Origin of the sequence: Rhizobium sp. NZLR1b, assembly GCF_019685155.1 — a bacterium.
GTDB lineage: Bacteria > Pseudomonadota > Alphaproteobacteria > Rhizobiales > Rhizobiaceae > Rhizobium.
The window spans coordinates 375,963-400,760 of the sequence record NZ_JABDWC010000003.1 but is presented as its reverse complement, the minus strand read 5'-3'; the positions used below and the strand labels follow the sequence as shown (position 1 = coordinate 400,760).

General features: G+C 62.0%; 19 protein-coding genes. 9 read left to right on the top strand and 10 right to left on the bottom strand.

Features of this window, described 5'->3' with window-relative positions; all coding sequences use genetic code 11:
- The first annotated feature begins 73 nt into the window (after window positions 1–73).
- From HJB84_RS06375 to HJB84_RS06360, 4 genes are all read left to right on the top strand, one after another.
- Window positions 74–271 (top strand): hypothetical protein, encoded by a 198-nt coding sequence (locus HJB84_RS06375; RefSeq protein WP_207582046.1) that lies wholly within the window; start codon window positions 74–76, stop codon window positions 269–271.
- Window positions 268–525: a YMGG-like glycine zipper-containing protein gene (locus HJB84_RS06370; RefSeq protein WP_007632613.1), complete on the top strand. Its 258-nt coding sequence runs from the start codon at window positions 268–270 to the stop codon at window positions 523–525. Before HJB84_RS06375 ends, HJB84_RS06370 begins: the two co-directional genes overlap by 4 nt.
- A 170-nt stretch (window positions 526–695) precedes the next feature.
- The gene (locus tag HJB84_RS06365; protein ID WP_207582047.1) at window positions 696–2,624 is read left to right on the top strand and encodes an autotransporter assembly complex family protein; all 1,929 of its coding nucleotides are present in this window, start codon (window positions 696–698) and stop codon (window positions 2,622–2,624) included.
- Window positions 2,625–2,791: 167 nt separating this feature from the next.
- Window positions 2,792–9,214 carry a translocation/assembly module TamB domain-containing protein gene (locus tag HJB84_RS06360; RefSeq protein ID WP_221115550.1) on the top strand — a complete coding sequence of 2,141 codons (6,423 nt, stop codon included), beginning with the start codon at window positions 2,792–2,794 and terminating at the stop codon, window positions 9,212–9,214.
- Window positions 9,215–9,220: 6 nt separating this feature from the next.
- Here the strand turns inward: HJB84_RS06360 and HJB84_RS06355 are convergent, their stop codons facing one another.
- Entirely contained in the window at window positions 9,221–9,658 is a 438-nt protein-coding gene (locus tag HJB84_RS06355) for an Lrp/AsnC family transcriptional regulator (RefSeq protein ID WP_207582048.1), read from the bottom strand.
- A 123-nt stretch (window positions 9,659–9,781) separates the two neighbouring features.
- Here HJB84_RS06355 and rocF point away from each other — a divergent pair, with 123 nt between their 5' ends.
- From rocF to HJB84_RS06335, 4 genes are all read left to right on the top strand, one after another.
- Window positions 9,782–10,717 (top strand): arginase, encoded by a 936-nt coding sequence (gene rocF, locus HJB84_RS06350; RefSeq protein WP_221115515.1) that lies wholly within the window; start codon window positions 9,782–9,784, stop codon window positions 10,715–10,717.
- 14 nt (window positions 10,718–10,731) lie between these two features.
- A complete protein-coding gene (gene rocD / locus HJB84_RS06345) occupies window positions 10,732–11,931 on the top strand; it encodes an ornithine--oxo-acid transaminase (protein WP_207582050.1) in 1,200 nt (399 codons plus the stop codon).
- A gap of 248 nt (window positions 11,932–12,179) precedes the next feature.
- Window positions 12,180–12,656, top strand: a complete 477-nt coding sequence (locus HJB84_RS06340) for a chemotaxis protein CheW (protein ID WP_007632607.1) — start codon at window positions 12,180–12,182, stop codon at window positions 12,654–12,656.
- Window positions 12,657–12,939: 283 nt separating this feature from the next.
- Window positions 12,940–14,715, top strand: a complete 1,776-nt coding sequence (locus tag HJB84_RS06335; protein WP_221115514.1) for a PAS domain-containing methyl-accepting chemotaxis protein — start codon at window positions 12,940–12,942, stop codon at window positions 14,713–14,715.
- A gap of 141 nt (window positions 14,716–14,856) precedes the next feature.
- Here HJB84_RS06335 and HJB84_RS06330 read toward each other — a convergent pair whose 3' ends face one another.
- The 9 genes from HJB84_RS06330 to soxR all read right to left on the bottom strand — a co-directional run bounded on the left by HJB84_RS06330 (window position 14,857) and on the right by soxR (window position 24,027).
- Complete coding sequence (locus HJB84_RS06330) at window positions 14,857–15,102, bottom strand: formate dehydrogenase subunit delta (protein WP_207582052.1); 246 nt, start codon at window positions 15,100–15,102, stop codon at window positions 14,857–14,859.
- Complete coding sequence (fdhD, locus tag HJB84_RS06325; RefSeq protein ID WP_221115513.1) at window positions 15,092–15,916, bottom strand: formate dehydrogenase accessory sulfurtransferase FdhD; 825 nt, start codon at window positions 15,914–15,916, stop codon at window positions 15,092–15,094. The genes HJB84_RS06330 and fdhD overlap by 11 nt, the downstream gene beginning before the upstream one ends.
- A 37-nt stretch (window positions 15,917–15,953) precedes the next feature.
- Complete coding sequence (gene fdhF / locus HJB84_RS06320) at window positions 15,954–18,833, bottom strand: formate dehydrogenase subunit alpha (protein ID WP_221115512.1); 2,880 nt, start codon at window positions 18,831–18,833, stop codon at window positions 15,954–15,956.
- A gap of 66 nt (window positions 18,834–18,899) precedes the next feature.
- On the bottom strand, window positions 18,900–20,456 hold the full coding sequence (locus HJB84_RS06315) for an NADH-quinone oxidoreductase subunit NuoF (protein ID WP_221115511.1): 1,557 nt from the start codon (window positions 20,454–20,456) through the stop codon (window positions 18,900–18,902).
- The gene (locus tag HJB84_RS06310) at window positions 20,453–20,932 is read right to left on the bottom strand and encodes a formate dehydrogenase subunit gamma (protein ID WP_221115510.1); all 480 of its coding nucleotides are present in this window, start codon (window positions 20,930–20,932) and stop codon (window positions 20,453–20,455) included. The genes HJB84_RS06315 and HJB84_RS06310 overlap by 4 nt, the downstream gene beginning before the upstream one ends.
- A 237-nt stretch (window positions 20,933–21,169) precedes the next feature.
- Entirely contained in the window at window positions 21,170–22,063 is an 894-nt protein-coding gene (locus HJB84_RS06305) for a LysR family transcriptional regulator (protein ID WP_007632598.1), read from the bottom strand.
- Window positions 22,064–22,235: 172 nt separating this feature from the next.
- Complete coding sequence (locus tag HJB84_RS06300) at window positions 22,236–22,577, bottom strand: helix-turn-helix transcriptional regulator (protein WP_221115509.1); 342 nt, start codon at window positions 22,575–22,577, stop codon at window positions 22,236–22,238.
- 102 nt (window positions 22,578–22,679) lie between these two features.
- Window positions 22,680–23,450, bottom strand: a complete 771-nt coding sequence (locus tag HJB84_RS06295; RefSeq protein ID WP_207582058.1) for an SDR family NAD(P)-dependent oxidoreductase — start codon at window positions 23,448–23,450, stop codon at window positions 22,680–22,682.
- Between the two features lie 112 nt (window positions 23,451–23,562).
- A complete protein-coding gene (soxR, locus tag HJB84_RS06290) occupies window positions 23,563–24,027 on the bottom strand; it encodes a redox-sensitive transcriptional activator SoxR (protein WP_207582059.1) in 465 nt (154 codons plus the stop codon).
- Window positions 24,028–24,110: 83 nt separating this feature from the next.
- Here soxR and HJB84_RS06285 point away from each other — a divergent pair, with 83 nt between their 5' ends.
- Window positions 24,111–24,686 carry an NADPH-dependent FMN reductase gene (locus tag HJB84_RS06285; RefSeq protein WP_207582060.1) on the top strand — a complete coding sequence of 192 codons (576 nt, stop codon included), beginning with the start codon at window positions 24,111–24,113 and terminating at the stop codon, window positions 24,684–24,686.
- Window positions 24,687–24,798 lie beyond the last annotated feature (112 nt).

Here is a 24,798-nt window from a genome sequence, read left to right as displayed (position 1 = left end):
TTACCCTTTGCTTTACCATCAACTGCGGCAAATGGCCCAGTTTTTTGAATGATTCCAGATAAAAAATCTGCATGTGGCGATCAATGAAATTGATCCGGCAGACCCGGCAGAGTTTGCCGATCGCCGCAAGCACGGCGACGGCCGGTATCGCAAAAAAATCGGCGCGCCGGTGGACAACCCTTTCTTCCGACATAGTTTTCGGTCTAGCCTGAGAAAAATAAAAGGGACGACCTTTGCCCGTTGGGCAACAACCTCGGAGAAAAAAAGATGAAGAAAGCTGTCATACTCGCATTGGTCGGACTGTCGATCGCAAGCTGCACGCCGACCCAACAGGGCGCCGGCATCGGCGCTGCCTCAGGCGCCGTCATCGGCGGTGTAGTCACCGGCAATGTTCGTGGCGCTGCGGTCGGCGCCGCTATCGGCGGCGTATCCGGCGCGCTGATCGGCAGCGTCGCCGAACAGCCCGGCCAGTGCTACTATCGCGACCGCTACGGCCGCCGCTACATTGATAGCTGCCCGCGCTGAGAACCCCTTACAAACCGTCACATTCAGGAAATCCCGGACACACCTCCGGGATTTTTTGTACTAAATTAGAGCGCGGGCAATTTAAAATGGTACACCCCGCGCGTTTTTGTCGCTAAGCTGTTCACGGCTGGGCAACGAAGCTTCATTGTAGACGTAACCAAAAGCGGCGTATGCGGATTAGAGGGACAAGCCCGAAAACAGGTACTGCGTATCGGCGAACAGGCACCATGATGGTGGTCGCAGCGGCAGCTGCGTTCTCACCGGTCCTGATCGGCGACGCTTACGCCTTCAAGCTTTTCGGCATCACCATCTTCGGCAAGGACGAAGACGAAGGTCAACAGGTGCCCGATCCGGTGCGCTACCATGTCGACCTGAAGGCCGATACCGCCGATCCCGACCTGAAAGAAGCGCTGGAAAACAGTTCCCGTCTTGTCGGTGACCAGAAGCAGCCGGTTTCGGGCGATCTCGGCGTCGTCGTCAAGGCCCGCGACGACCGTGAGCGGCTGATCGCCACCCTGTATGAAAAAGCCCGTTATGGCGGCGTGGTGACGATCACCATCGACGGCAAGAATATCGACGACCTGCCGCCCAACCCGACATTCGACCGGTCCGCGCCGGTCCCGGTCACCGTCGACATTGCGCCCGGCCCGATCTTCAAGGTCAGGGAGGTGCAGTTCGGCGGCGATGCCGCAAACCACAATCCCGCCGATTACGATCTGGCTCCGGGCGCTCAGGCCGGCTCGCTTGCCATCATCAAGGCCGGCGACAAGATCGTCGAGCAGTTGAAGAGCGAGGGCCGGCCGTTTGCCAAGCTGACCGAACGCAAGGTCGTCGCCGATCACAACAGCGATACCGTCGATATCGTGCTTGCGGCCGAAGGTGGCCCGGTCGCCCCGATCGGCGATGTCGGCATCACCGGCGAGAAGACCGTCAAGCCAGGTTTCATCCAGCGTTATTCCCGGCTCGACAAGGGCGAAGCCTATTCCCCGGAGACGCTGAAGAAAGCCGGCGAGCGGCTTCGCGCCCTCGGCGTCTTTTCAAGCGTCACCATTCATGAAGCCGATGCGCTGGCGCCGGATGGCACCTTGCCGATGACGATCGAGGTCTCCGAAGGCAAGCGGCGCTATTTCGGCGTCGGCGCCCAATATTCGACCACCGACGGCTTCGGCGTTCAGGGCTATTGGGGCCACCGCAATCTGTTCGGCGAAGCCGAAACGCTGCGGATCGAGGGCTCGGTCTCGCGGCTTGGCGAAACCACGGATGTCGGCAACCTCGACTATTCCGCCGGTATCCTTTTCACCAAGCCCGGCGCTTTCTTCCCGGCCGCGACGCTGAAGGCCGGCATCGTTGCCAAGACCGAAAATCCGGATGCCTATAATGCAACGCTCGTCACCGCCTCGCTCGGCCTGTCTTACGAGCTGACCGACCGGGACACGATCTCGGCGAGCGGCGAGGTCAGCTGGGAACGCGACGACGACGCCTTCGGCACCAACGACTATCTGACCTTCACCCTGCCGCTGCAATATGACCGCGACGCACGCGACGACAAGTTCAACCCGACCGAGGGCTATCGCGCGACATTTTCGGCTAAGCCCGGTTACGAGATCTTCAACGCCACGCCCTATGCGGCATTCCAGGGCTCGATCTCCGGCTATCTGCCGTTCGGCGCCGAGGACGGCGTGGTGCTGGCCGGCAAGGTCGCCGCCGGTGTCCTGATCGGCGGCGGCGGCATCGAGAACATTCCCGCCACGCAGCGCTTCTTTGCCGGCGGCGGCGGCTCGGTGCGCGGATACAGCTATCAGGAAATCTCGCCCTATAACGACAATGGCGATCCGACCGGCGGCCGCTCCTATGTGACCGGTTCGCTGGAGGCCCGCATCAAGATCACCGATACGATCGGCATCGTGCCTTTCATCGATGTCGGCACGGTATCGGACAGCACCTTTCCCGGCTTTTCCGATATCCGCGCCGGCGCCGGCGCCGGGATACGATATGCGACGCCTTTCGGCCCGCTGCGGCTTGATTTTGCCATGCCGTTGAACAAGTACGAAGATGGCACAGATTATGGAATCTACGCCGGCATCGGCCAATCCTTCTAGAACAGGATGATTTTAGGCCCGGTCGGCCCAAAATCTGAATCCTGTTCTACATTAAAGAGTTAGAGCATGATGTCGTCCGAAAACCGCTCACACTTTTCGGCATCATGCTCTAGAATTGCCGATTCCGATTTGTGAGCCATCATGAAAACGGGGTAGTGTCCGCGCCGATGCAAACGCTGGCAAAAATCGTCAACTGGATCCTACGGCTCACCGCCTATGGCGTGGGCGCGTTCTTGATTCTTGCCGTCATGGCACTTGCGATCTTCGGCTTCACCGCCTTTGGCGCCCGCATCGTCACCGAAAAGATAGCCTCCACGCTTTCCAACCGGGACATGACGATTACCGTGCGTGAACCGCAAGGCCTTTTGACCGGCGGGCTTCGCGCCGCAGAGATCTCGATCTCCGACACCAGAGGCGTGTTTGCGGAAATTCATGGCATCGCGATCGACTGGAATCCGCTGGCGCTGCTGACTGGAACCTTCCATGCCAAACGTTTCGAAATCGAAACGATCGACGTGCTGCGCGAGCCGGTGCGCACCCTGCCCTCGCGGCCCGGAGCAGAAAATGCCGGCGGTTTCAGCCTCCCGATCAAGGTCGACATCGACCGCGTCGCGCTGCCCGACATCAAACTGGCCGCACCCTTTGCCGGGCGCGCTTTTGCGCTTGCTGCCGAAGGCAGTCTTTCAGCGAACGGCGATGGCGGCGAGGCGGTCGTCAATGTCAGCCGTCATGACGTCCCGGATGCGCGGCTCGCCGCCGACATCGCCTATGCGCCAGCCGAAAACCGGCTGCGGCTGAAGGCGCAGCTGTCTGAACCTAAGGGTGGGCTGCTGGCGGGCTTTCTTGGCCTGCCTGATGATCCTGCCGTCAACATCGATCTCGACGGCCAAGGACCGATATCCGACTGGAAAGGCAAATTGCAGGCGGCCCTCGACGGACAGCAGCGCGCCGCAATCGAAGGCCGGCATCAGATCAGCGCAGACGGACTGCACCATCTCGACCTCAAGGGCGGCGGCGACCTGAGCTCGCTGCTTCCCTCGGCTTTCCGGCCGCTTTTTGCCGGCCAGACCAATATCGATCTTGCCACCACCTTCGACAACCACGGCAAGATCGATATCCAGACCGGCAATATCGCCACCGGCAGCGTCGTCATCGCCGCCTCAGGCACCCTCGATCCGGCCGGCAACAACAGCCTGAACGCCAATCTGCTCGGCACGTCGGGGCCTGTCGATTTCCGCTGGCCGCTCGCCGAAGGCGAAGCGCGTTTCCTGATATCGGGCCTCAACCTGGGCCTGACCGGCGATGCGCAGGCGGCCCGGTTGAATGTCAGCGGCTCGCTCGATACCGCAACCTTGCCTCAGGCCGATATCGGCAATGTCAAGCTGACGGCAAAAAGCGACGCCTTCAATCTCGCCGCCCGTTCCGGCAGCATCCAGCTGCGCCTCGTTGCCGGCGACGCGACCTTTGCAGAGCCGAACCTCAATCGCGCCGTCCAGGGCCCGGTCACGATCGCCTCGCCTCTGCAGATAACGCCCGGCAGCATCGGCTTCAACGGCACCACCGTCGAAAGCGCCAATATCAACGGCAGCCTCAACGGCTCCTATCGGCTGACGGACCAAGTGCTGACCGGCAACGCCAAGCTCACCATCGCACCGACAGCCCTGCCGGCTGCGGTGACGGCCAGGTTCGACGGACCGATCTCGCTCGAAAGCCAGGTCGTCGGCACCATCCCGTCGAAATTCGTGTTGTCCAACCTCGTGCTCAAGTCCGGCACGCTTGAGGCCGCCGGCAGCGTGGTGCTCGACGGCTCGATGTTGAATGCCGATCTCTCCGGCCGGCTGCCTGACGTCGGCAAGCTGATCCCCGGCGCCATCGGTGGAGCGGCTTATGCGTTGAGAGTTGGCGGTGAGCTTCCCACAATCTCCGTGACGGCCAATCTCAAGGCCGCCAGCCTGCATATGGCCGACCGCACGCTCGGCAATCTCAATATCGACCTGTCGGGTGTCGCCGATCCCAAGGCGCCGCAGGGCAGGATCGCCGCCACCGGCACGATCGACGGCCAGCCGATCGGCATCAACGGCGACATCAGTTCGCAGGACGGCAGCATTATCCTTCCGGCGCTGACCGCCGATATCGGCGGCAACCGGCTGACCGGCAATGTCGAATTCTCGCCCTCCCTGGAGCCGACAGGCGCACTGACCTTCGATTTCCCCAATATCGGCCTGCTCGCCGCACTCGGCGGACAGAAGGCCGACGGCGACCTCAAGGGTTCGCTCGGCGTCACGAGCAACAGTGGCAAGATCGCGCTCAAGCTGCTGGCGACCGGCGCCTCGATCCGCCGCGATACGCTTGCTATCGTCAAGCCGGATATCGACGTCACGGTCAGCGATCTCAGCGCCCTTGCGGTAAACGGCACGGTCAAGGCCGACGAGGTGAATGCCGGGTCGAACAGGCTTGCCGGCCTTTCGCTCGGCTTTACCAAGCAGCAGAACCATACCGATTTCGATCTCAATGCCGCCTATGACGGCAATCCGGTGCTGGCGGCCGGCAATATCGAGGCGGCAGGCGGCACGATCGGCGTAAACCTCGATCGCTTCTCGGCCAGCCCGCGCAATATCCCGGTCGAACTCGCGGCACCGACACAGGTCGCAATCGTCGGCGGCACCGCCAATCTGAACGGGCTGACGCTGAAGACCGGCACCGGCTCGGTGAGCGTCACCGGTTCGGCCGGCGAGACGCTGAAGCTTGATGCCGACATCCACGAACTGCCGGCAGCGCTTGCCAACGGTTTCGTGCCGAACCTTTCGGCCGGCGGCACGATTTCCGGAACGATTGCAGTGACGGGAACGCCGGCCGCACCTGTTGCCGACTTCAAGCTCGACTGGAAGGATGCGACGACCGGCCAGACCAAGGGGGCCGGGATCGGGCCGCTCGGCATCACCGCCGGCGGAAAATTCGCCGACAACAAACTCGGTTTCGACACCGCAGTCGCGGGAGATGACGGCCTTTCGCTGAAGGCCGCCGGCAATGTCGCACTCGCCGACCCGAAGGCGCCGGTCCTGGACGTCGACGCCGATATCGTCAATCTGCCGGCCCGCATCGCCAATGGTTTCGTTCCCGATCTGGCCGCCGAAGGCACGATTACCGGAAAGGTCTCGGCCGCCGGCCTCCTCAATGCGCCGACCGCCAATTTCGATCTCGATTGGAAAGATGCTGCGACCAGCCAGTCGAAACGCGCCGGTCTTGCCGATCTCGCGATGAAGGCTTCAGGAAAATTCGCCGACAACAAACTCGACTTCGACGCGGCGATATCAGGCGCCGACAAGCTGTCGGTAAACGCAACCGGCAATCTCGCCATGACAGGCACGACGATCGGCAACGTCAAGCTCGATGCCGCGCTGGCGAATGTCCCGGCAGCGATCGCCAATAGCTTCGTCGCCGATCTCGCCGCCGAAGGCATGATCTCGGGAAAGCTCTCGGCCGCAGGTTCGCTTGCCGCCCCGACCGCCAATTTCGACCTTGATTGGAAAGGTGCTGCAACGAGCCACACCAAGCGTGCCGGCATTGCGGCCCTTGGCGTCACCGCATCCGGAAAATTCGCCGACAACAAGCTGGATTTCAACGCGGCAGCAAGCGGCGCCGACAGCCTCTCGCTCAGGGCAAACGGCAATGTCGCCATCACAGGCACGACGATCGGTAACGTCAACGTCGACGCCGCACTGGCCAATGTCCCGGCCGGCATCGCCAACGGCTTCGTCGCCGATCTTGCAGCGGAAGGCGCCATTACCGGAACGGTCTCGGCCACCGGATCCCTTTCCGCTCCGGCCGCCGATTTCGACCTCAATTGGAAAAACGCCGCGACCAGCCACACGAAACACGCCGGCCTTGCCAGCCTCGACGTGACCGCATCGGGAAAATTCGCCGAAAACAAGCTGGATTTCGATACGGCAGTTAGCGGCGATAATGGCCTGTCGCTGAAGGCCGCAGGCAATGTCGCGCTTGCCGGCACGGCGATCGACAGCCTCAAGCTCGACGCCGCGATCGCCAAGGTTCCGGCCGCTCTCGCCAACGCCTTCGTTCCGGATCTCGAAGCAGGCGGCACGATCTCAGGCACGATATCCGCCGCCGGGACTCCTGCAGCACCGAATGCCGACTTCAAGCTCGACTGGACCGATGCCGCAACCCGGCAGACGAAGAGCGCTCATCTCTCCGGCCTGGCGCTGACCGCATCGGGACACTTTGCCGACGACAAGCTCGATTTCGATGCCGATCTCGGCGGCAAGGATGGCCTCTCGCTGAAAGCCACCGGCAATGTCGCCATGTCGGGCACGTCGATCCGCAACCTCGACGTCAAGGCCGACCTTGCCAACCTGCCGGCAGCCCTTGCCAACGACTTCGTCCCCGGTCTCGCCGCTGAGGGAACGGTGTCCGGAACGGCATCCGCCTCCGGCGCGCTGCCCAAACCCGCCGTCGATTTCAGGCTCGACTGGAAGAACGCCGCAACCGCTCAGACCAGAAGCAGCGGCCTTTCCGGCCTGAGTGCCGCGGCATCCGGAAAATACGCCAATGACAGGGTCGACTTCGATGCCAACCTCGCCGGCAAAGACGGGGTGTTGGCCAAGGCGACAGGCGGTGTCACGATCGCGGGAACAGCGATCCGGGATCTTTCGATCAATGCCGATATTCCGGCGCTGCCAGCCAATATCGCCAATGCATTCGTTCCAGGTCTCGGCGCCGATGGCACGCTTTCGGCGAGCGCCGTCACGTCGGGAACGCCGGCAAATCCGATCGTTGATTTCAAGCTCGACTGGAAGGATGCCGCGACCAGCCACACCAAGGCTGCCGGCCTTTCCCGCCTGGCGCTGACGGCAACGGGAAAATACGCCGGTGACCGGCTCGATTTCGATGCCGCCCTCAACGGCAGCGGCGGCATTGCGCTTAAGGCCGCCGGCAATCTCGCCATTGCAGGCACGACGATCCAGTCGATCGACGTCACGGCCAACGCTGCCGATCTTCCGGCTGCCATTGCCAACGGCTTTGTTCCGGGCCTTGCAGCCGAGGGCGCGGTCTCGGCGACGGTCAAGGCCACCGGCGCGCTATCGGCGCCCTCAGTCGATTTCAAGGTCGACTGGAAGAACGCCGCGACGAGCCAGACAAAAGGCGCCGGCCTTTCGCCATTCACCATCGGTGCATCCGGCAAACTTGCCGGAAACAAGCTGACGGTCGACACCAGCCTTGCCGGCGACGCCGGCATGTCGCTGAAGGGTGGCGGCAGTGTTGTGATCACAGGCAATCGCGCCATCGACATGCGCTTCAACGGCAATCTTCCTTTCGCCGTGCTCGGCGCGCCGCTGGCGCAACAGGGCCTCGTCGCCGACGGCGTCGCCACCGTCAATCTGCAGGTTGGCGGAACGGCGGCCGCACCCGTCATCAACGGCACCGTCTCGACATCAGGCGCAAAGCTCGTCGACGTCCGGCGCAATCTCGCCGTCAACAATCTGGCGGCAACCGTGAGCTTCAACGGCAGCCAGGCCGTGATCTCGCGCCTCAGCGGCAACGTTGGCGGCGGCGGCACGATTTCGGCAAGCGGCACCATCGGCATCCAGCCGGCCGGTGGCTTTCCCGCCGACATTTCGATCAAACTCGACAAGGCGGTCTATGTCGACGGAACGCTCGTCGTCTCCACGGTTAACGGCACGATCGCCCTGCGCGGGCCGATGATGAATTCGACGCTGAGCGGCAAGCTTCGTCTGGACAAGACCTCGATCACCATCCCAGAAAAATTGCCGACCTCGCTCAGTGAAATCGATATCCGGCATAAGAATGCGCCGCGGGCGGTGCTTGCGCAGCTGCGCGACGACGGCGAGCGGAAACCCGGCGAAAAATCCTCGACGATCACCCTCGATCTCGAAATCGACGCGCCCTCGCATATTTTCGTGCGCGGCCGCGGCATCGATGCCGAGCTCGGCGGCGGTGTGACGATCCGCGGAACGGCGGCAGCGCCGATCGTGACCGGCGGCTTCACCATGCGCCGCGGTCGCTTGACCATTCTCAACCGCCGCCTGGATTTCACCGACAAGAGCCGGATCACCTTTGCCGGCAACTTGACGCCGGCGCTCGATATGGAAGCAACCTCCGCTTCCGGCTCGACGACGCTGACCGTCGACGTGGCTGGCCTTGCCACCGACCCCGCGATCACCTTTTCCTCCTCGCCACAGCTGCCGCAGGACGAGGTGCTGGCGCAGCTGATCTTTGGCCAGTCGATGTCAAAGCTCTCGCCGGTGCAGATCGCCCAGCTCGCCGACGCCGTCAGCCAGCTGGCTGGCAACCGCTCCAACTCGCTTTTCGAAGGCCTGCGCAACCAGCTCGGCGTCGACGATCTCGACATCAGCACCGATTCCAAGGGCCAGACCAGCGTCAGCGTCGGCCGCTATCTCAACGACCGCACCTATTTCGAATTGCAGCAGGGCGGCTCGGCCGGCGCCAAGGCGATAATCAACCTCGATGTCGGCCGCGGCGTCAAACTGCGCGGCGCTGCCGGCGGCAATGGTGCGGGAGAAGCGGGCATCGTCTACGAACGGGAATATTGAGCCGGCTTAGAAACCCGTCTTGCTCGTCTTGAGAAGGATGTTGGTCTCGGTTGAGTTGATGCCATTGATCAGCCGGATGCGGCGCAGCGTCTCGTCGAATGAGGCAAGGTCGCGATCCTCGAGTTCGGCGACGAAATCCCATTTGCCGTTGGTGCTGTGAAGCGCGCGCACTTGCGGCACCCCCCTCAACTGATCGGCCACCCTGTCGGCGAGCTTGCCGAGCACCTCGATCATGACGATGGCGCGCACCCCGGCGGACCGGGTCTCGTGACCGGTGCGGATGGTGAAGCCGACGATGGTGCCGCCGGCGACCAGCCGGTCGATCCGGGCGGCAACCGTTGCCCGCGATGCGCCAGTCATCGCCGCAAGCGAGGAGACGGAAATCCGGGCATTGTGGCGAAGTGCACTCAGAAGCTCAGTATCGAGATCATCCACGCTAATCACTTTGTCAAAAGTGGTTTATCAATATGCGCAATCATACTCCATTTCTGACATTTTTCCATCTTTTTGCCGCCAGCCGTTTAACCCACTATCGCCTCAAACAGGCCTCAACACGGAGCCCCTTAGATGAATGCCCAATCGCAATCTGTCACCCTCATCGGCGCGCCGCTGGAAGAAGGCTCCGGCCGCAGGGGCGCTGCCATGGGGCCTGCGGCCCTGCGCATTGCCGGCGTCGACCAGACATTGATCGAGCTTGGCCATGACGTCGCCGACAGCGGCGATCTCAGGATCGTGCCGGCGATGGATCTGCCGAACCATCCGAAAGCCCATAATCTTAGGATCGTCGGCGCCTTCACGCGGGCTCTCGAAAGCAGCGTCCACGACGTGGCCGCCTCCGGCCGTTTTCCGCTGATCCTCGGCGGCGACCATAGCCTTTCCATGGGCACTGTCTCCGGCATGGCCCGTTACGCCGCCAGCAAAGGCCGGCCGCTCTTCGTGCTTTGGCTCGATGCCCACACCGATTTCAATTCCCCGGCCACCTCGCCCTCCGGTAATATTCACGGCATGCCCGTCGCCTTCTTCTGCGGCGAGGCGGAGTTTGCCCAGATCCTGCCGAAGGATCGCCCGTTCGTTGACCCGAAGAATGTCTTCCAGGTCGGCATCCGTTCGGTCGATGCGCGCGAACGCGAGGAGATCCACGAACATGGCGTCAACGTTTTTGATATGCGCGCCATCGACGAGCAGGGCATCGGCGCCATCATGCGAGAGATCGTCAGTGTCATCGCCAAGGCGAACGGCCTGCTGCATGTCAGCCTCGACCTCGATTTCCTCGACCCCGAAATCGCCCCCGGCGTCGGCACGACAGTGCCTGGCGGCGCGACCTTTCGCGAGGCGCATCTGGTGATGGAAATGCTTTCGGACAGCGGCCTCGTTTCGTCGCTCGATCTCGTTGAACTCAATCCGTTTCTCGACGATCGCGGCAAGAGCGCCCGCATTCTGGTGGAGCTGACGGCAAGCCTCTTCGGCCGCCGCATCTTCGATCGCCCGACACGCGCTGCATAAAAAGGGGAAGAACCATGAACACCTCGGAAAAACTGATCGCCACCGAACAGCGGCTCGGCGCCAACAACTACAAGCCGCTCGACGTGGTGCTGACGCGCGGTGAAGGTGTTCATGTCTGGGATACCGACGGCAATCGTTATCTCGATTGCCTCTCGGCCTACTCCGCCGTCAACCAGGGCCATTGCCATCCGAAGATCCTCGCCGCCATGGTCGAGCAGGCGGGCAGGCTGACACTCACCTCCCGCGCCTTCCGCAACGATCAGCTCGCCTATCTCTACGAAGAACTCGCGGCCCTCACCGGCTCGCACAAGATCCTGCCGATGAATTCCGGCGCCGAGGCGGTGGAAACTGCCATCAAGGCGGTTCGCAAATGGGGATACGAGGTCAAGGGCGTACCGGAAGGCAAGGCGGAGATCATCGTCTGCGCCGATAATTTCCATGGCCGGACGCTGAGCATCATCAGCTTCTCCACGGACCCCGACGCCCGCACCGGCTTCGGCCCCTACACCGCCGGTTTCCGCATCATTCCCTTCGGCGATGCCGAGGCTTTCGCCGCCGCAATCAACGGCAATACGGTGGCCGCCCTGATCGAGCCGATCCAGGGGGAAGCCGGCGTCGTCATCCCGCCGGCCGGCTATTTCACCCGCATCCGCGAGCTCTGCACGGCAAACAACGTCACCCTCATTCTCGACGAGATTCAGACCGGCCTCGGCCGCACCGGCAAGCTGCTGGCCGAGGAACACGAAGGCATCGAGGCCGATGTGACGCTGATCGGCAAGGCGCTGTCCGGCGGCTTCTATCCCGTCTCGGCCGTGCTTTCCAATTCCGAGGTTCTGGGTGTGCTCAAGCCCGGGCAGCACGGCTCGACCTTCGGCGGCAATCCGCTCGCCTGCGCGGTGGCGCGCACCGCCCTGAAGGTACTGACGGAAGAGGGCATGATCGAGAACGCCGCTGATATGGGCGACTATTTCCTCGAAGGCCTCAAGTCGATCCGTTCGAACATCGTCAGGGACGTGCGCGGCCGCGGCCTGATGATGGCCGTCGAGCTGGAACCCGAAGCCGGCGGCGCACGGCAATATTGCCATGCGCTGAAGGAGCGCGGCCTTCTCGCCAAGGATACCCACGACCATACGATCCGCCTCGCCCCGCCCTTGATCATATCAAGGGAGCAGGTGGATTGGGCGGTCTCGCAGATTGAAAAGACGATCACCTGAGCCGGATCGTCGAGTTGTTCGGCGCCGGTCACGCATTTGCAGGCGCCGGCTTCCACCCGAGGCAGAAAACCTTTGCAATCTGGTCTGCCAATTTAGATTTGGGCAACACTCTTCCGTTAATGTCGTCAATAACCGTAACGATGCTTCGCACAAAGCAAAGTCATCGCGTGGTGTGAAGGCAAAGCTGGTCCGTGCCAATGGTGGCGCGCCTGCTTCTGCCCTGGCTTACGACAGTTGGGAAGAATTCTATGGCCACGATCAATTCCACTAGCTTCAGCGGCGATACGCTCGAGATCATTGCCTTCCGCCTGCATGATCAGGAATTCTGCGTCAAGACCACGACCATCCGCGAAATCCGTGGCTGGGCGCCGTCGACGCCGATCCCGCATGCGCCGGCCGATGTCATCGGCGTCATGAACCTGCGCGGCTCGGTGATCCCGATCATCGACCTCGCTTACAAGCTCGGCATGAAGAGCACCGTTGCCAACGAGCGTAGCGCCATTGTCGTCGCCGAAGTTCACAGCATGGTCATCGGCATGCTCGTCGACCGCGTCTCGGATATTCTCACTATCTCGTCCAGCCAGGTCCAGCCGGTACCTGAGGTGACCGCGTCCTTCGACCGCGCCTATTGTGAAGGCATCATCGCTTCGGAAAACGGCATGATCTGCTTCCTGAACCTTGCCAAGATGTTCAAGGAAAACGAAACAGACGAACTGGCCGCGTGATCCGCTCAAACTATTCAACTATTGAAAACCGCCCACTTCGGGCGGTTTTTTATTGCCGCCCCGAGCAGATTGGCTGTGTCAGCGTCGCATCATATTATTAGCAATATCTTTTATACGCAATTTTAACCACGCTCCCTCAGCATGGTGATGCATACGGATGATAAGTCTCCGGCGCAGTGGGAGTGATAACCGACTACCGGTTCGTCCCGGCTCCGCATACCTTGTCCGCCCCCTCGCTTCTCCGGCCGAAACAGCAAAAGCTGTGCATCTCAAAGGGACAGGAATGTTTGGTCTTACCTCCGATTCGAAATACATTCTTGACGCCATCTCCAAATCGCAGGCGATCATCGAATTCGATCTCAAGGGAAATATTCTCACGGCGAATGAGAATTTCTGCAACGCGCTTGGTTACCGTCTGAACGAGATCGTCGGCAAGCATCACAGCATGTTTTGCGAGCCGGCCTATACAGCGACGCCCGAATATCGCGCCTTCTGGGCGCGGCTTGGACGCGGCGAATATGACGCCGGCGCTTATAAGCGGCTCGCCAAGGGCAACAGGGAGATATGGATCCAGGCTTCCTATAACCCTGTTTCAAAGGGCGGAAAGCCATACAAGGTGGTGAAGTTTGCCGCCGATATCACCGCCGCGAAGAAGCAGGCGGTCGAAGATTCCGGCAAGCTCGAAGCGATCTCGCGCTCGCAGGCGGTGATCGAATTCACCCCGAAGGGCGAAATCCTGACCGCCAATGAAAATTTCTGTCAGGCCATGGGATATTCCCTGGCCGAAATCACCGGCAAACATCACAGCATCTTCTGCGACCCGGCATATACCCGCACCGAGGATTACAGCAGCTTCTGGCGACGTCTCGCCAATGGCGAATTCATCGCCAACGAATTCGTCCGTTTCGGCAAGGGTGGCCGCGAAATCTGGATTCAGGCCGCCTATAACCCGATCGTCGATGCCGACGGCAAGGTCTACAAGGTGGTGAAGTTCGCAACCGACGTCACCCAGCGGATGAGCGCGATATCCCTGCTCGCCGGCGCGCTGCGTCAGCTTTCCGAAGGCGATCTGACGAGGACGGTGGACACACCCTTCGTCCCCTCGATGGAGCAATTGCGCCAGGATTTCAATACCGCGGTCAGAGGTCTTGCCGAGACGATGAAGACGATCGGCGAGAATGCCAGTGCGATCGCCGCCGGCTCGAGCGAGATCGGCGGATCGGCGGATTCTTTCTCCAAGCGGACGGAACAGCAGGCCGCATCGATCGAAGAGACCGCAGCCGCGCTGGAGGAGATCACCACCACCGTCAACGATTCCAGCCGCCGCGCCGATGAGGCGGGCCGCCTCGTCGCCGTGACCAAGCAGGGCGCCGAGCAGTCGGGCGTCGTGGTCCGCAACGCCGTCGCCGCCATGGACCAGATCGAGCAGTCCTCGCGCGAAATCACCAACATCATCGGCGTCATCGACGATATCGCCTTCCAGACCAACCTCCTGGCGCTGAATGCCGGCGTCGAGGCAGCCCGCGCCGGCGAGGCCGGCAAGGGCTTCGCCGTGGTGGCCCAGGAGGTCCGCGAGCTCGCCCAGCGCTCTGCCAAAGCCGCCAAGGAGATCAAGGCGCTGATCAATACGTCGAGCGATCTCGTCAAGAACGGCGTCGGCCTCGTCGGCCAGACCGGCAAGGCGCTCGAGCAGATCGTCACACAGGTCGGCGATATCAACGGCAACGTCGTCGCCATCGTCGAAGCCTCAAAGGAACAGGCAACCGGCCTTAAGGAAATCAACCAGGCGGTCAATACGCTAGACCAGGCAACCCAGCAGAACGCCGCCATGGTCGAGGAAAGCACCGCCGCCAGCCATAACCTGGCAAAGGAAGCCGAAATGCTGCGGGTCCTGCTGGCAAGGTTCCGCCTGCCCGGTCAGACCCGGACCCCGGCCCAGCAGACTGCCGGCAGGCTAGACGCAAGACAGGCAGGCTCGCCGGCGCTGCATCTGGTTTCGCGTGTCGCAAAGGCGCACGGCGCTACTACTGCAAGCGCACAGAGCTGGGAAGAGTTTTGATGTCAGTCTTCCGGCACATCGCCATTATACGGTGCCGCCGCACGGCGGCACTTTGATCGTACTACGCAGCATACGCGGTAAAGAGCGTCGCAGGAGGCCGATGCGACGCGCAGCTTGCCCCCGTCCATGAGCCGATCAATACTACCGGGCCTGGTTTGCGTCCGGCTCGGGCTTCCGGATCAAGGGAGCGGCCTGAAGCACCAGTGCATCCAGGCCATTCTCCTGGGTTTCCAGGATTTCGAACAATTGCCGCCGCATGCGCGGCTCCCAGAATTTGTTGATATGGGTGGCGACGCCCTCGACGGCCTCGCTTGCCGGCTGGCTCTTGAAAAAAGTGGCGATCTGGTTTGCCATGTAAACGAGCTTGGTCTTGGTATCATGCGACATCGGCAATGCTTCCGGGCGAGATGCGGTGCGGGTGGGTGAAAATCTCGAAATCCTCGCCGCGCACCAGCGCGACGAGCGTCATGCCGGCCGCTTCGGCCGTGCGGATGGCAAGGGCCGTCGGCGCTGAAATGGCGATCAGCACGGGACTGCCAAGGATCGCCGCCTTCTGCACCATCTCGACGGAGAGCCGGCTGGTGACGACGACGGCGCCGTGCCCGCCACTTTCGCCGGCGCCGATGACGGCGCCGCAGAGCTTGTCCAGCGCATTGTGCCGGCCGACATCTTCGCGCACCGCAACCAGTCCCTGGCCGGGAAGATAGAAGCCGGCGCCATGCACCGCCCGCGTCTCAAGATGCAGCGGCTGCGCTTCATTCAGGAGCGAAACGGCCCGCACGATATCGGCATGCGACAGCGGCAAGGGCGATGCCGAGACATCCGGCACCGGCCGTACCGCCTGCTCGATCGATTCGATGCCACAGAGCCCGCAGCCGACCGGTCCCGCCATGCTGCGGCGGCGTAGCCGCAGCCGATCGGCGACGTCGTCGACAAGGCTCACCTGCACATCGATCCCCTGCTCACCCTCGACGACCTCGACGCCCGATATCTCCGCCGGTCCGGTAATGATCCCTTCGGTCAGGCTGAATCCGACGGCAAAATCTTTAAGATCGGCGGGCGTCGCCATCATCACCGCATGCGAACTGCCGCCATAGGAAAAGGCGATCGGCACTTCTTCCGGCACGATGCGAGAGCCGGAGTGCATGAGGCCCTTGCGGCGGACGGTTTCGGGAGCACGGGCGGTGGTCTGGAAGGTCATGATGCAAATCTCTCCTTGCCAAACCACCCCCGCATCGTCACTCCGCGGCCTCGAGCTTGCCGGCGACGCGGCGCGATTGCCGCGCCTGCTCGTCATATTCGCGCTGCCACTCGCTCGGCCCGTTGGAGGGCGACACCTGCACCGCCGTCACCTTGTATTCCGGGCAATTGGTCGCCCAGTCGGAGAAATCGGTGGTGATGACGTTCGCCTGCGTATTGGGATGATGGAAGGTCGTATAGACGACACCCGGCGCAACACGATCGGTAATCAGGGATCTCAGCGTGGTGTCGCCGGAGCGGCTGCCGAGCTTTACCCAGTCGCCGTCACGAATGCCACGCTGCTCGGCATCGTGCGGATGGATCTCCAGCCGGTCTTCGGCGTGCCAGACAACATTTTCGGTCCGCCGCGTCTGCGCCCCGACATTGTACTGGCTGAGGATGCGGCCAGTGGTGAGCAGCAGCGGGAAGCGCGGGCCGGTGCGCTCGTCGGTCGCGACATACTCGGTGCGGATGAACTTGCCCTTGCCACGCACGAAGCCGTTGACATGCATGATCGGCGAGCCGAGCGGGTGCTTTTCGTCGCAGGGCCACTGCACCGAACCCAACTTATCGAGATAGTCGTAGGAGACCAGCGCGAAACTGGGCGTCGTCGCAGCGATCTCGTCCATGATCTCCGACGGATGGCTGTAATTCCAGTCGAGCCCCATCGCCTGGGCAAGTTTCTGCGTCACCTCCCAGTCGCCATAGCCGTTGCGCGGCGACATCACCTTGCGCACGCGGTTGATGCGGCGCTCGGCATTGGTGAAGGTGCCGTCCTTCTCGAGGAAGGTCGAGCCTGGCAGGAAGACATGGGCATAGTTGGCGGTCTCGTTGAGAAACAGGTCCTGCACGACGACGCATTCCATCGCCGCAAGCCCGGCCGCGACATGTTTGGTATCGGGATCGGACTGGAGAATGTCCTCGCCCTGGACATAGAGGCCCTTGAAGGAGCCGTCGACTGCCGCATCCAGCATGTTCGGAATGCGCAGGCCCGGCTCATTGTTGAGCTTCACGCCCCAGAGCTTTTCGAAGATATCGCGCGTCGCATCGTCGGAAACGTGCCGGTAGCCCGGCAGCTCGTGCGGGAAGGAACCCATGTCGCACGAGCCCTGCACGTTGTTCTGGCCGCGCAGCGGGTTCACGCCGACGCCGGGACGGCCAATATTGCCGGTCGCCATCGCCAGATTGGCGATGGCGATGACCGTGGTCGAGCCCTGGCTGTGTTCGGTGACGCCGAGACCGTAGTAGATCGCGCCGTTGCCGCCCTTGGCATAGAGCCTTGCCGCACCGCGCAGATCCGCCGCCGGCACGCCGGTGAAGATCTCGGTCTGCTCGGGGCTGTGCGCAGGCTCGGCGACGAAGGCGGCCCAGTCCTCGAATTCCGACCAGTCGCAGCGCTCGCGGATGAACGTCTCGTCATAGAGACCTTCGGTGACGATCACATGCGCCAGCGCCGTCATGACCGCGACATTGGTGCCGGGCTTCAGCGGCAGGTGGTAGGAGGCTTCGACATGCGGCGAGCGGACGATATCGGTGCGGCGCGGATCGATGACGATGAGCTTGGCGCCCTGGCGCAACCGCTTCTTCAGCCGCGAGCCGAACACCGGATGGCCGTCGGTCGGATTGGCGCCGATGATGACGACGACATCGGACTGTTCGACGCTGTCGAAATCCTGCGTGCCGGCCGACGTGCCGAATGTCTGGCCGAGACCGTAGCCGGTCGGCGAATGGCAGACGCGGGCGCAGGTATCGACATTATTGTTGCCGAAACCGGCGCGAACCAGCTTCTGCACCAGATAGGTTTCCTCATTGGTGCAGCGTGAGGAGGTGATGCCGCCGATCGCCTCGCGGCCGTATTGATACTGGATGCGGCGGAATTCTGACGCCACATGCGCGAAGGCCTCGTCCCAGCTTACCTCCCGCCAGGGATCGCTGATCTTTTCGCGGATCATCGGATTGAGGATGCGATCCTTGTGGGTGGAATAGCCGTAAGCGAAGCGGCCTTTGACGCAGGAATGGCCGCGATTGGCCTGGCCGTCCTTCCAGGGCACCATGCGCACCAGTTCCTCGCCGCGCATTTCCGCCTTGAAGGAGCAGCCGACGCCGCAATAGGCGCAGGTGGTGACGGCCGAATGCTCGGGCTGGCCGATCTCGATGACCGACTTCTCCGTCAGCGTCGCCGTCGGGCAGGCCTGGACGCAGGCCCCGCAGGAGACGCATTCGGAATCGATGAAGCTTTCGTGTGCACCCGATGAAACGCGGGAGCCGAAACCACGCCCCTCGATCGTCAGTGCAAAGGTGCCCTGCACTTCCTCGCAGGCGCGCACGCAGAGCGAACAGACGATGCACTTGGAGGGGTCATAGGTGAAATAGGGATTGGACTCGTCCTTCGGCATCCATTGCAGATTGATATCACCGTTGTTGCGCGCTTTGACGTGGTTGTCGCCCTCATAACCGTAGCGTACGTCGCGCAGGCCGACGGCACCCGCCATGTCCTGCAATTGGCAATCGCCATTGGCAGCGCAGGTGAGACAGTCGAGCGGATGGTCGGAGATATACAGCTCCATCACGCCGCGTCGGATATCCTTCAACCGCCCCGTCTGCGTCTGCACCACCATGTTTGCCGCCACCGGCGTCGTGCAGGAGGCAGGCGTACCGTTGCGGCCCTCGATCTCGACGAGACAGAGCCGGCAGGAGCCGAAGGCGTCGACCATATCGGTGGCGCAGAGCTTCGGCACCTGGATGCCGGCCTCCATCGAGGCGCGCATGATCGAAGTGCCTTCCGGCACGCTGATCTGCTGCCCATCAATGGTGAGCGTCACCATGGTTTCGGATTTCGAAGCGGGAGTGCCGTAGTCGATTTCATGGATGAGAGACATGGTCGGCCTCCTGTACGGAAATGGAATTGAGCAAGTCAGGGCATGCGGCTGTAGCTTGGAAGGTCATCACTCAGCCGCCTCCACCATCGGCGCCGGGGAAAAATCCTCCGGGAAATGCGTCATGGCGCTGATGACGGGATAGGGGGTGAAACCGCCAAGCGCGCAGAGAGAGCCGAATTTCATCGTGTTGCAGAGATCGGCCAGCAGCGCCCGGTTCTTCTCCGGCTCGATGCCATGGGCGATCTTGTCGGCCGTCTCGACGCCACGCGTCGAGCCGATGCGGCAGGGCGTGCACTTGCCGCAGCTTTCGACGGCGCAGAATTCCATGGCGAAACGCGCCTGCTTCAGCATGTCGGCCGTGTCGTCGAAGACGACGAGGCCGGCATGGCCGATCAGTCCGTCCTTGGCGGCAAAGGCTTCGTAATCGAACGGCGTGTCGAACAGTGCCCGCGGGAAATAAGCCCCGAGCGGCCCGCCGACCTGCACCGCCTTGACCGGCCGTCCCGTCGCCGTGCCGCCGCCGATCTTGTCGACGATATCGCCAAGCGAAAGACCGAAGGCCGTTTCGTAGAGACCGCCATATCGGACATTGCCGGCGATCTGCAGCGGAATGGTGCCGCGCGAGCGGCCCATGCCGAAATCGCGATAAAAGGCGGCGCCCTTCTCCATGATCACCGGCACGGAGGCGAGCGAGATCACATTGTTGATGACGGTCGGACAGTCGAACAACCCCTTATGCGCCGGCAGCGGCGGCTTGGCGCGCACGACGCCACGCTTGCCTTCGAGGCTGTTCAGCAGCGCCGTTTCCTCGCCGCAGACATAGGCGCCCGCACCGGTGCGCACCTCGATATCGAAGGCGCGGCCCGAGCCGAGCACCGATAGTCCGAGTATGCCCGCCTGCCGCGCGATGCCGACGGCCTCGGTCATTACGGTGATCGCGTGCGGATATTCCGAACGCGTGTAGACGAAGCCCTTCGTGGCTCCGGTGGCAAGTCCTGCTATCGCCATGCCCTCGATCAGCACGAAGGGATCGCCCTCCATGATCATCCGGTCGGCAAAGGTGCCGCTGTCGCCCTCGTCGGCGTTGCAGACGATATATTTGCGCTCGCCGGCGGCATCGAGAACGGTCTTCCACTTGATGCCTGTGGGAAAGCCGGCGCCGCCGCGCCCGCGCAGGCCGGAATCGGTGACTTCCTTGACGACATCGGCTGATGTCATCGAAACGGCGCGGCGAAGGCCGGCAAGGCCGCCATGCGCCTCATAATCGGCAAGCGACAGCGGATCGATGATGCCGCAACGGGCAAAGGTCAGGCGGGTCTGCTGTTTCAGGAACGGGAGGTCTTCAACCTCCCCGAGACAGAGCGGGTGATCGCCGCCATTGACGATCCCGGCATCGAACAGAGCAGGCACATCCCTCGCCTTCACCGGTCCGTAGCCGATGCGCTCACCGGCAACCTCGACTTCAACAAGCGGCTCCAGCCAGAACATTCCGCGCGAGCCGTTGCGCACGATCTCGGCATCGAGGCCGCGGGCGACGATCTCCTGGGCAATCGCCTTTGCCACCTTTTCGGCCCCGAGCGCCAGCGCTGCGGCATCGCGCGGAACATAAATCCTGATTGTCATCGGCGTGCCTCCGCAACGAGTTCCATTGCCAGCTGATCGTCGATCCGGCCATAGACCTCGCCGTCGAGCATCGCCGACGGCGCGCAGGCGCAGAGCCCGAGACAGTAGACCGGTTCCAGCGTCACGCTGCCGTCGGGCGTCGTCTGGTGAAAATCGATGCCGAGCAGCATCTTGACGCGTTCGGCCAGCGCATCGCCGCCCATCGACTGGCACGCTTCCGCGCGACAGAGCTTCAGCACATGGCGGCCGGCCGGATGGTCGCGATAATCGTGATAGAATGTCACCACGCCATGCACTTCAGCCCGGGAGAGGTTCAACTCCTCGGCAATCACAGGCAGGGCTTCCTGCGGCACATAGCCGAATTCTGCCTGAACCTCATGCAGAATGGGAAGCAGCGGCCCTTCGAGAAAGCGAAGATCGGCGATGATGGAACGGGTGCGCGTTGTGATATCGCCTTCGGCGATATGAATGGTCATAAGGTAGCTCTCCCAGCGGCTAGAGCATTTCCGTTTTTCTTCGAATCACGAAAATGCTCTATCTCTTTGTTTTTACGCAATTCCGAACGCAAAACCGCTTCACACTTTTGCTGGAATTGCTCTAGCTCGTTGCGGAATGGGCGCGCTCCCCCAGCCGAACGCTATTCCGCAAGCAACATCTCAGGGAAGCCGCCGGCAATCAATAAAGCTATCTCGTGGATCGATAGGTTTTTTCTATCAGAGTTCTTCATCCTGCACGAGCACCCGCGCTTCGTGCAGCAAGGCCGACACGAGCGGCGTAAACGGCTCGCGATACGGCGCGACAAGCCCGACCAGATGATGCGCCTCCGGCTCGACGATCGGGATCATCCGAATTTCCACTGGAAATCCAAAGGATTTCGCGACGTTGCGCGGCATGATGCTCGCCCAGCGCCCGGTCCTGACATGCGAGAACAGCACGATCATCGAGTTGGATTCGAGCGTCGGATGTACCGTGGCGCCGGCTTCCGTCAGGTGCCGGTTGATGATGCGACGGTTCTGCATGTCGGCCGTCAATAGACAAAGCCGAAGATCACCAACCTCGCGCCAGGTCACGTTGTCGCGATCAGACAAAGGGCTGCCTGCAGCCGTGATCAGATTATAGCGCTCGGCATAAAGCGGAACCGTCGTAACACGGCCGAGCGGTTCGTTTTCGAGATAGGTGATGCCGGCATCAATTTCGAGATTCTCGAGCATGCTCAGCACCTGCAGCGAATTGCGCGAGACGATCGAGAAGGTCACGCCGGGGTGCCGTTCCTGAAAAGGCGTGGTGATACGCGAAAGCATGGCAAGCGCGGTCGGAATGGCGGCGAGGCGAATGTGGCCGGAAAGGCCGCGGCGCGCGGCGCGCATCTCTTCGCGCATGGTGCGGGCATCGCCGACGATGCGCCGGGCCCATTCCAGCACGCGCTGCCCTTCCGGCGTCAGCCCCTGGAACCGCGAGCCGCGCTGCACCAGCATGACGCCCAATTGATCCTCGAGCTGCCGGATAGCCGCCGAGAGCGTCGGCTGCGAGATCCCGCACTCCTCGGCGGCACGGCCGAAGTGCTTTTCATTGGCAAGGGCGATAAAAAATTCCAGCTTGTCGATCATCCGGTCTCCCGCGACATTTCGCGTCCGGCCTCATCTTCGACATAGCAGCCGTGCTTCGCAAGGGCGGGTACTAATGCATGCCGCCAAAAGTGTGCAGCGGTTTTGGGACGACGACATGCATAAAACAAAGAATTAAAGCGCGTCGCATGAATCAAGTTTTATGCGACGCGCTTTAACAGTTTTCCGCAGCCGGAAAAAGATCGAACAGCGATTCGAGAAAACCCAGCACGTTGACATTGCCGATGCTGTAATAAACCTGCCTGCCCTGACGGCGCGTATTGACCAGGCCTTCGAGCCTCAAACGCGCAAGTTGCTGCGAGACCATCGCCTGCTGTATGCCGAGAATATTTTCGATTTCACCGACCGTTCGCTCCTCTTTCGCCAGTATGCAGAGGATCAGAAGTCGGGTGTGATGCGCCAAAGCTTTCAGCAGGTCGCTCGCTTCATGGGCTTTTCCAGCGAGTTTATGCAACTCCTGGCCGGTCATACCCGGCTCCGGTTTAGGCAACGGCATTCGATATCTCGGAAGGAGGCGGCGAGGTAGATCAGTACAATAGCATATTCGCACAAGCGAATTGGTCAATAGTGATGAAATGCCAAAAAAGGTCCAAGTAAATCAGCAGATAAGCTGTCCGCCATTGATCTCGATCACCTGGCCGGTGATGTATCCCGAGAGTGAGGGAGCTGCCAGGAACAGATAGGCGGGAGCGCAATCCTCCGCCGTGCCGAGTCGCTGCAGGGGGATGGATTTCCGGGTCTGCTCCAGCTTTTCTTTGGAGGAATAGCGCTCGTGGAAATCCGTCTCGATCGTTCCCGGCGAGACGCAGTTGACGCGGATGCCATCCGGGGCAAGCTCGCGGGCGAGCGCCTTGGAATAGGTCGCAACAAAGGCCTTCGAGGCCGAATATATCGAAGAGCCGGGGCTTCCGCCGGTCAGCGCCGAAATCGAAACAGTGTTGATGACGGCAGCGCCCTCGGCCGCCTTCAATGCCGGCAGCAATGCCCGCGTCAGCGCCACCACCGAAGTCTGGTTGAGCCGTATGACTGCCTCATATTCTGCGTCGGTCAGCGTGGCAGCGGGAAACCGGCCAAGCATGGTGCCGGCATTGTTGACGAGCACATGCACCCTGTCGAAGAAAGCGAGGACATCGTCGGCAAATTGCGCCGCCCCACCGATGGCGGAGAAATCGGCGTGCAGCAGCAGCGCCCGTCTTTCCGATTCAGCAGTCAGCAGGAAATCCGGCAGATCCCGTCCCGGCTTGCGCCCGGTATGGACAATCACCTTCGCGCCGCAGTCCAGAAACTGCCGGGCGACTTCAAGGCCGATGCCGCGGCCGGCGCCGGTCACGACGACATTGCGATTTTCGAACAATCTGGGATGAAACACGAAGCCGTCCTCCTCGCGGACAGTGCCGCCGGTTGCGTCACTCGCCCTTAACATATGAGCGCGCACCGACCGAAAGAAAGGCGCGCACTGATCTTTCCGGGGAAAACCAGGACTAGTTTTCGGCCTCCAGAAGCCGCGCACCCGGCCCTTCCTTGCCAAGCCGGTCGCAGGGATTACGCAGCGGACAGCTTTCGATCGACAGGCAGCCGCAACCGATGCAGCCGGTCAATCGGTCGCGCAACAGGCTGAGCCGCCTGATTCGCGCGTCGAGATCATCCTTCCAGCGCGCCGACAGCGTCTGCCAGTCGGCAACGGTCGGCGTTCGTCCCTGCGGCAGGGACTCGAACGCTGACTGGATTTCCGAAAGCGGAATGCCGACACGCTGCGCCACCTTGATGATGCCGAGACGGCGAAGCACATCGCGCCCATAGCGCCGCTGGTTGCCGCGGGAGCGGATGCTCGAGATCAACCCTTTGGTCTCGTAAAAATGCAGCGCCGAGACGGCGAGGCCGCTGCGCTCCGCCACTTCACCGACTGTCAGGAGCCTGCCGAGCGGCGTCGCAGGAATCGTATCCATCGCCTATTGACCTCAATATTAGTTGAGGTTTTATACCTGTTGCTCCTGCAATCGTAAAGTCCAATCGCAACAAGGAGCGACACATGAAAACACCCACCAGGCTGGCGGTCATCTACGGGAGCACGAGGGAAGGCCGCATCTGCGACCGGGTGGTCAAGTGGCTGACGGAGGAGCTCATCCGCTTCCCGCAATTCGATATCGACATCATCGACCCGCTGGATTTTGCGCTGCCGACCACCCGCGAATTGGCACATCCCGAAATCGCCAGGCTCGCCGAGCGGCTCGGCATGGCGGACGCGTTCATCATCGTCACGCCGGAATACAATCACAGCTTCACCGCCTCGCTGAAATTCGTCATCGATTTCTTCTTCGAGCCTTGGCAGGGCAAGCCGGTCGCCTTCGTTTCCTATGGCGGTATTTCCGGCGGCCTGCGCGCGGTAGAGCAGCTGCGCCTCGTCTTTGCCGAACTCCACGCCGTCACGATCCGCGATTCGGTCAGCTTCGCTGCGCCATGGAACCGCTTCGACGCGGAAGGCAGGCTCGACACTCCCGACGACGCGCTGCGCTTGCTCGGCCGAATGATGGCAAGGCTGGAATGGTGGACACGGGCGCTCGCCACCGCCCGTATCGATCGTCCCTATGCCGATATCGCCGCCTGAGACAGAAAGCTCCGGTTCCGTTCCCAGCAGGTACGGAACCTCTGGGAACACCCGGGCAGGACCTCGGTCCGGGTGTTGTCCGTCATATCAGGTTCATTCCGACCACGCGGAC

Excerpts from the sequence above, each read along its gene's own strand:
- rocD (WP_207582050.1), top strand. The coding sequence starts at position 10,732 with ATGAACACCTCGGAAAAACTGATCGCCACCGAACAGCGGCTCGGCGCC.
- HJB84_RS06300 (WP_221115509.1), bottom strand. The coding sequence starts at position 22,577 with ATGCCGTTGCCTAAACCGGAGCCGGGTATGACCGGCCAGGAGTTGCAT.
- fdhF (WP_221115512.1), bottom strand. The coding sequence starts at position 18,833 with ATGTCTCTCATCCATGAAATCGACTACGGCACTCCCGCTTCGAAATCC.
- HJB84_RS06315 (WP_221115511.1), bottom strand. The coding sequence starts at position 20,456 with ATGACAATCAGGATTTATGTTCCGCGCGATGCCGCAGCGCTGGCGCTC.
- HJB84_RS06370 (WP_007632613.1), top strand. The coding sequence starts at position 268 with ATGAAGAAAGCTGTCATACTCGCATTGGTCGGACTGTCGATCGCAAGC.
- HJB84_RS06285 (WP_207582060.1), top strand. The coding sequence starts at position 24,111 with ATGAAAACACCCACCAGGCTGGCGGTCATCTACGGGAGCACGAGGGAA.
- HJB84_RS06365 (WP_207582047.1), top strand. The coding sequence starts at position 696 with ATGCGGATTAGAGGGACAAGCCCGAAAACAGGTACTGCGTATCGGCGA.
- HJB84_RS06360 (WP_221115550.1), top strand. The coding sequence starts at position 2,792 with ATGCAAACGCTGGCAAAAATCGTCAACTGGATCCTACGGCTCACCGCC.
- HJB84_RS06335 (WP_221115514.1), top strand. The coding sequence starts at position 12,940 with ATGTTTGGTCTTACCTCCGATTCGAAATACATTCTTGACGCCATCTCC.
- soxR (WP_207582059.1), bottom strand. The coding sequence starts at position 24,027 with ATGGATACGATTCCTGCGACGCCGCTCGGCAGGCTCCTGACAGTCGGT.
- HJB84_RS06340 (WP_007632607.1), top strand. The coding sequence starts at position 12,180 with ATGGCCACGATCAATTCCACTAGCTTCAGCGGCGATACGCTCGAGATC.
- rocF (WP_221115515.1), top strand. The coding sequence starts at position 9,782 with ATGAATGCCCAATCGCAATCTGTCACCCTCATCGGCGCGCCGCTGGAA.
- HJB84_RS06310 (WP_221115510.1), bottom strand. The coding sequence starts at position 20,932 with ATGACCATTCATATCGCCGAAGGCGATATCACAACGCGCACCCGTTCC.
- fdhD (WP_221115513.1), bottom strand. The coding sequence starts at position 15,916 with ATGACCTTCCAGACCACCGCCCGTGCTCCCGAAACCGTCCGCCGCAAG.
- HJB84_RS06330 (WP_207582052.1), bottom strand. The coding sequence starts at position 15,102 with ATGTCGCATGATACCAAGACCAAGCTCGTTTACATGGCAAACCAGATC.
- HJB84_RS06305 (WP_007632598.1), bottom strand. The coding sequence starts at position 22,063 with ATGATCGACAAGCTGGAATTTTTTATCGCCCTTGCCAATGAAAAGCAC.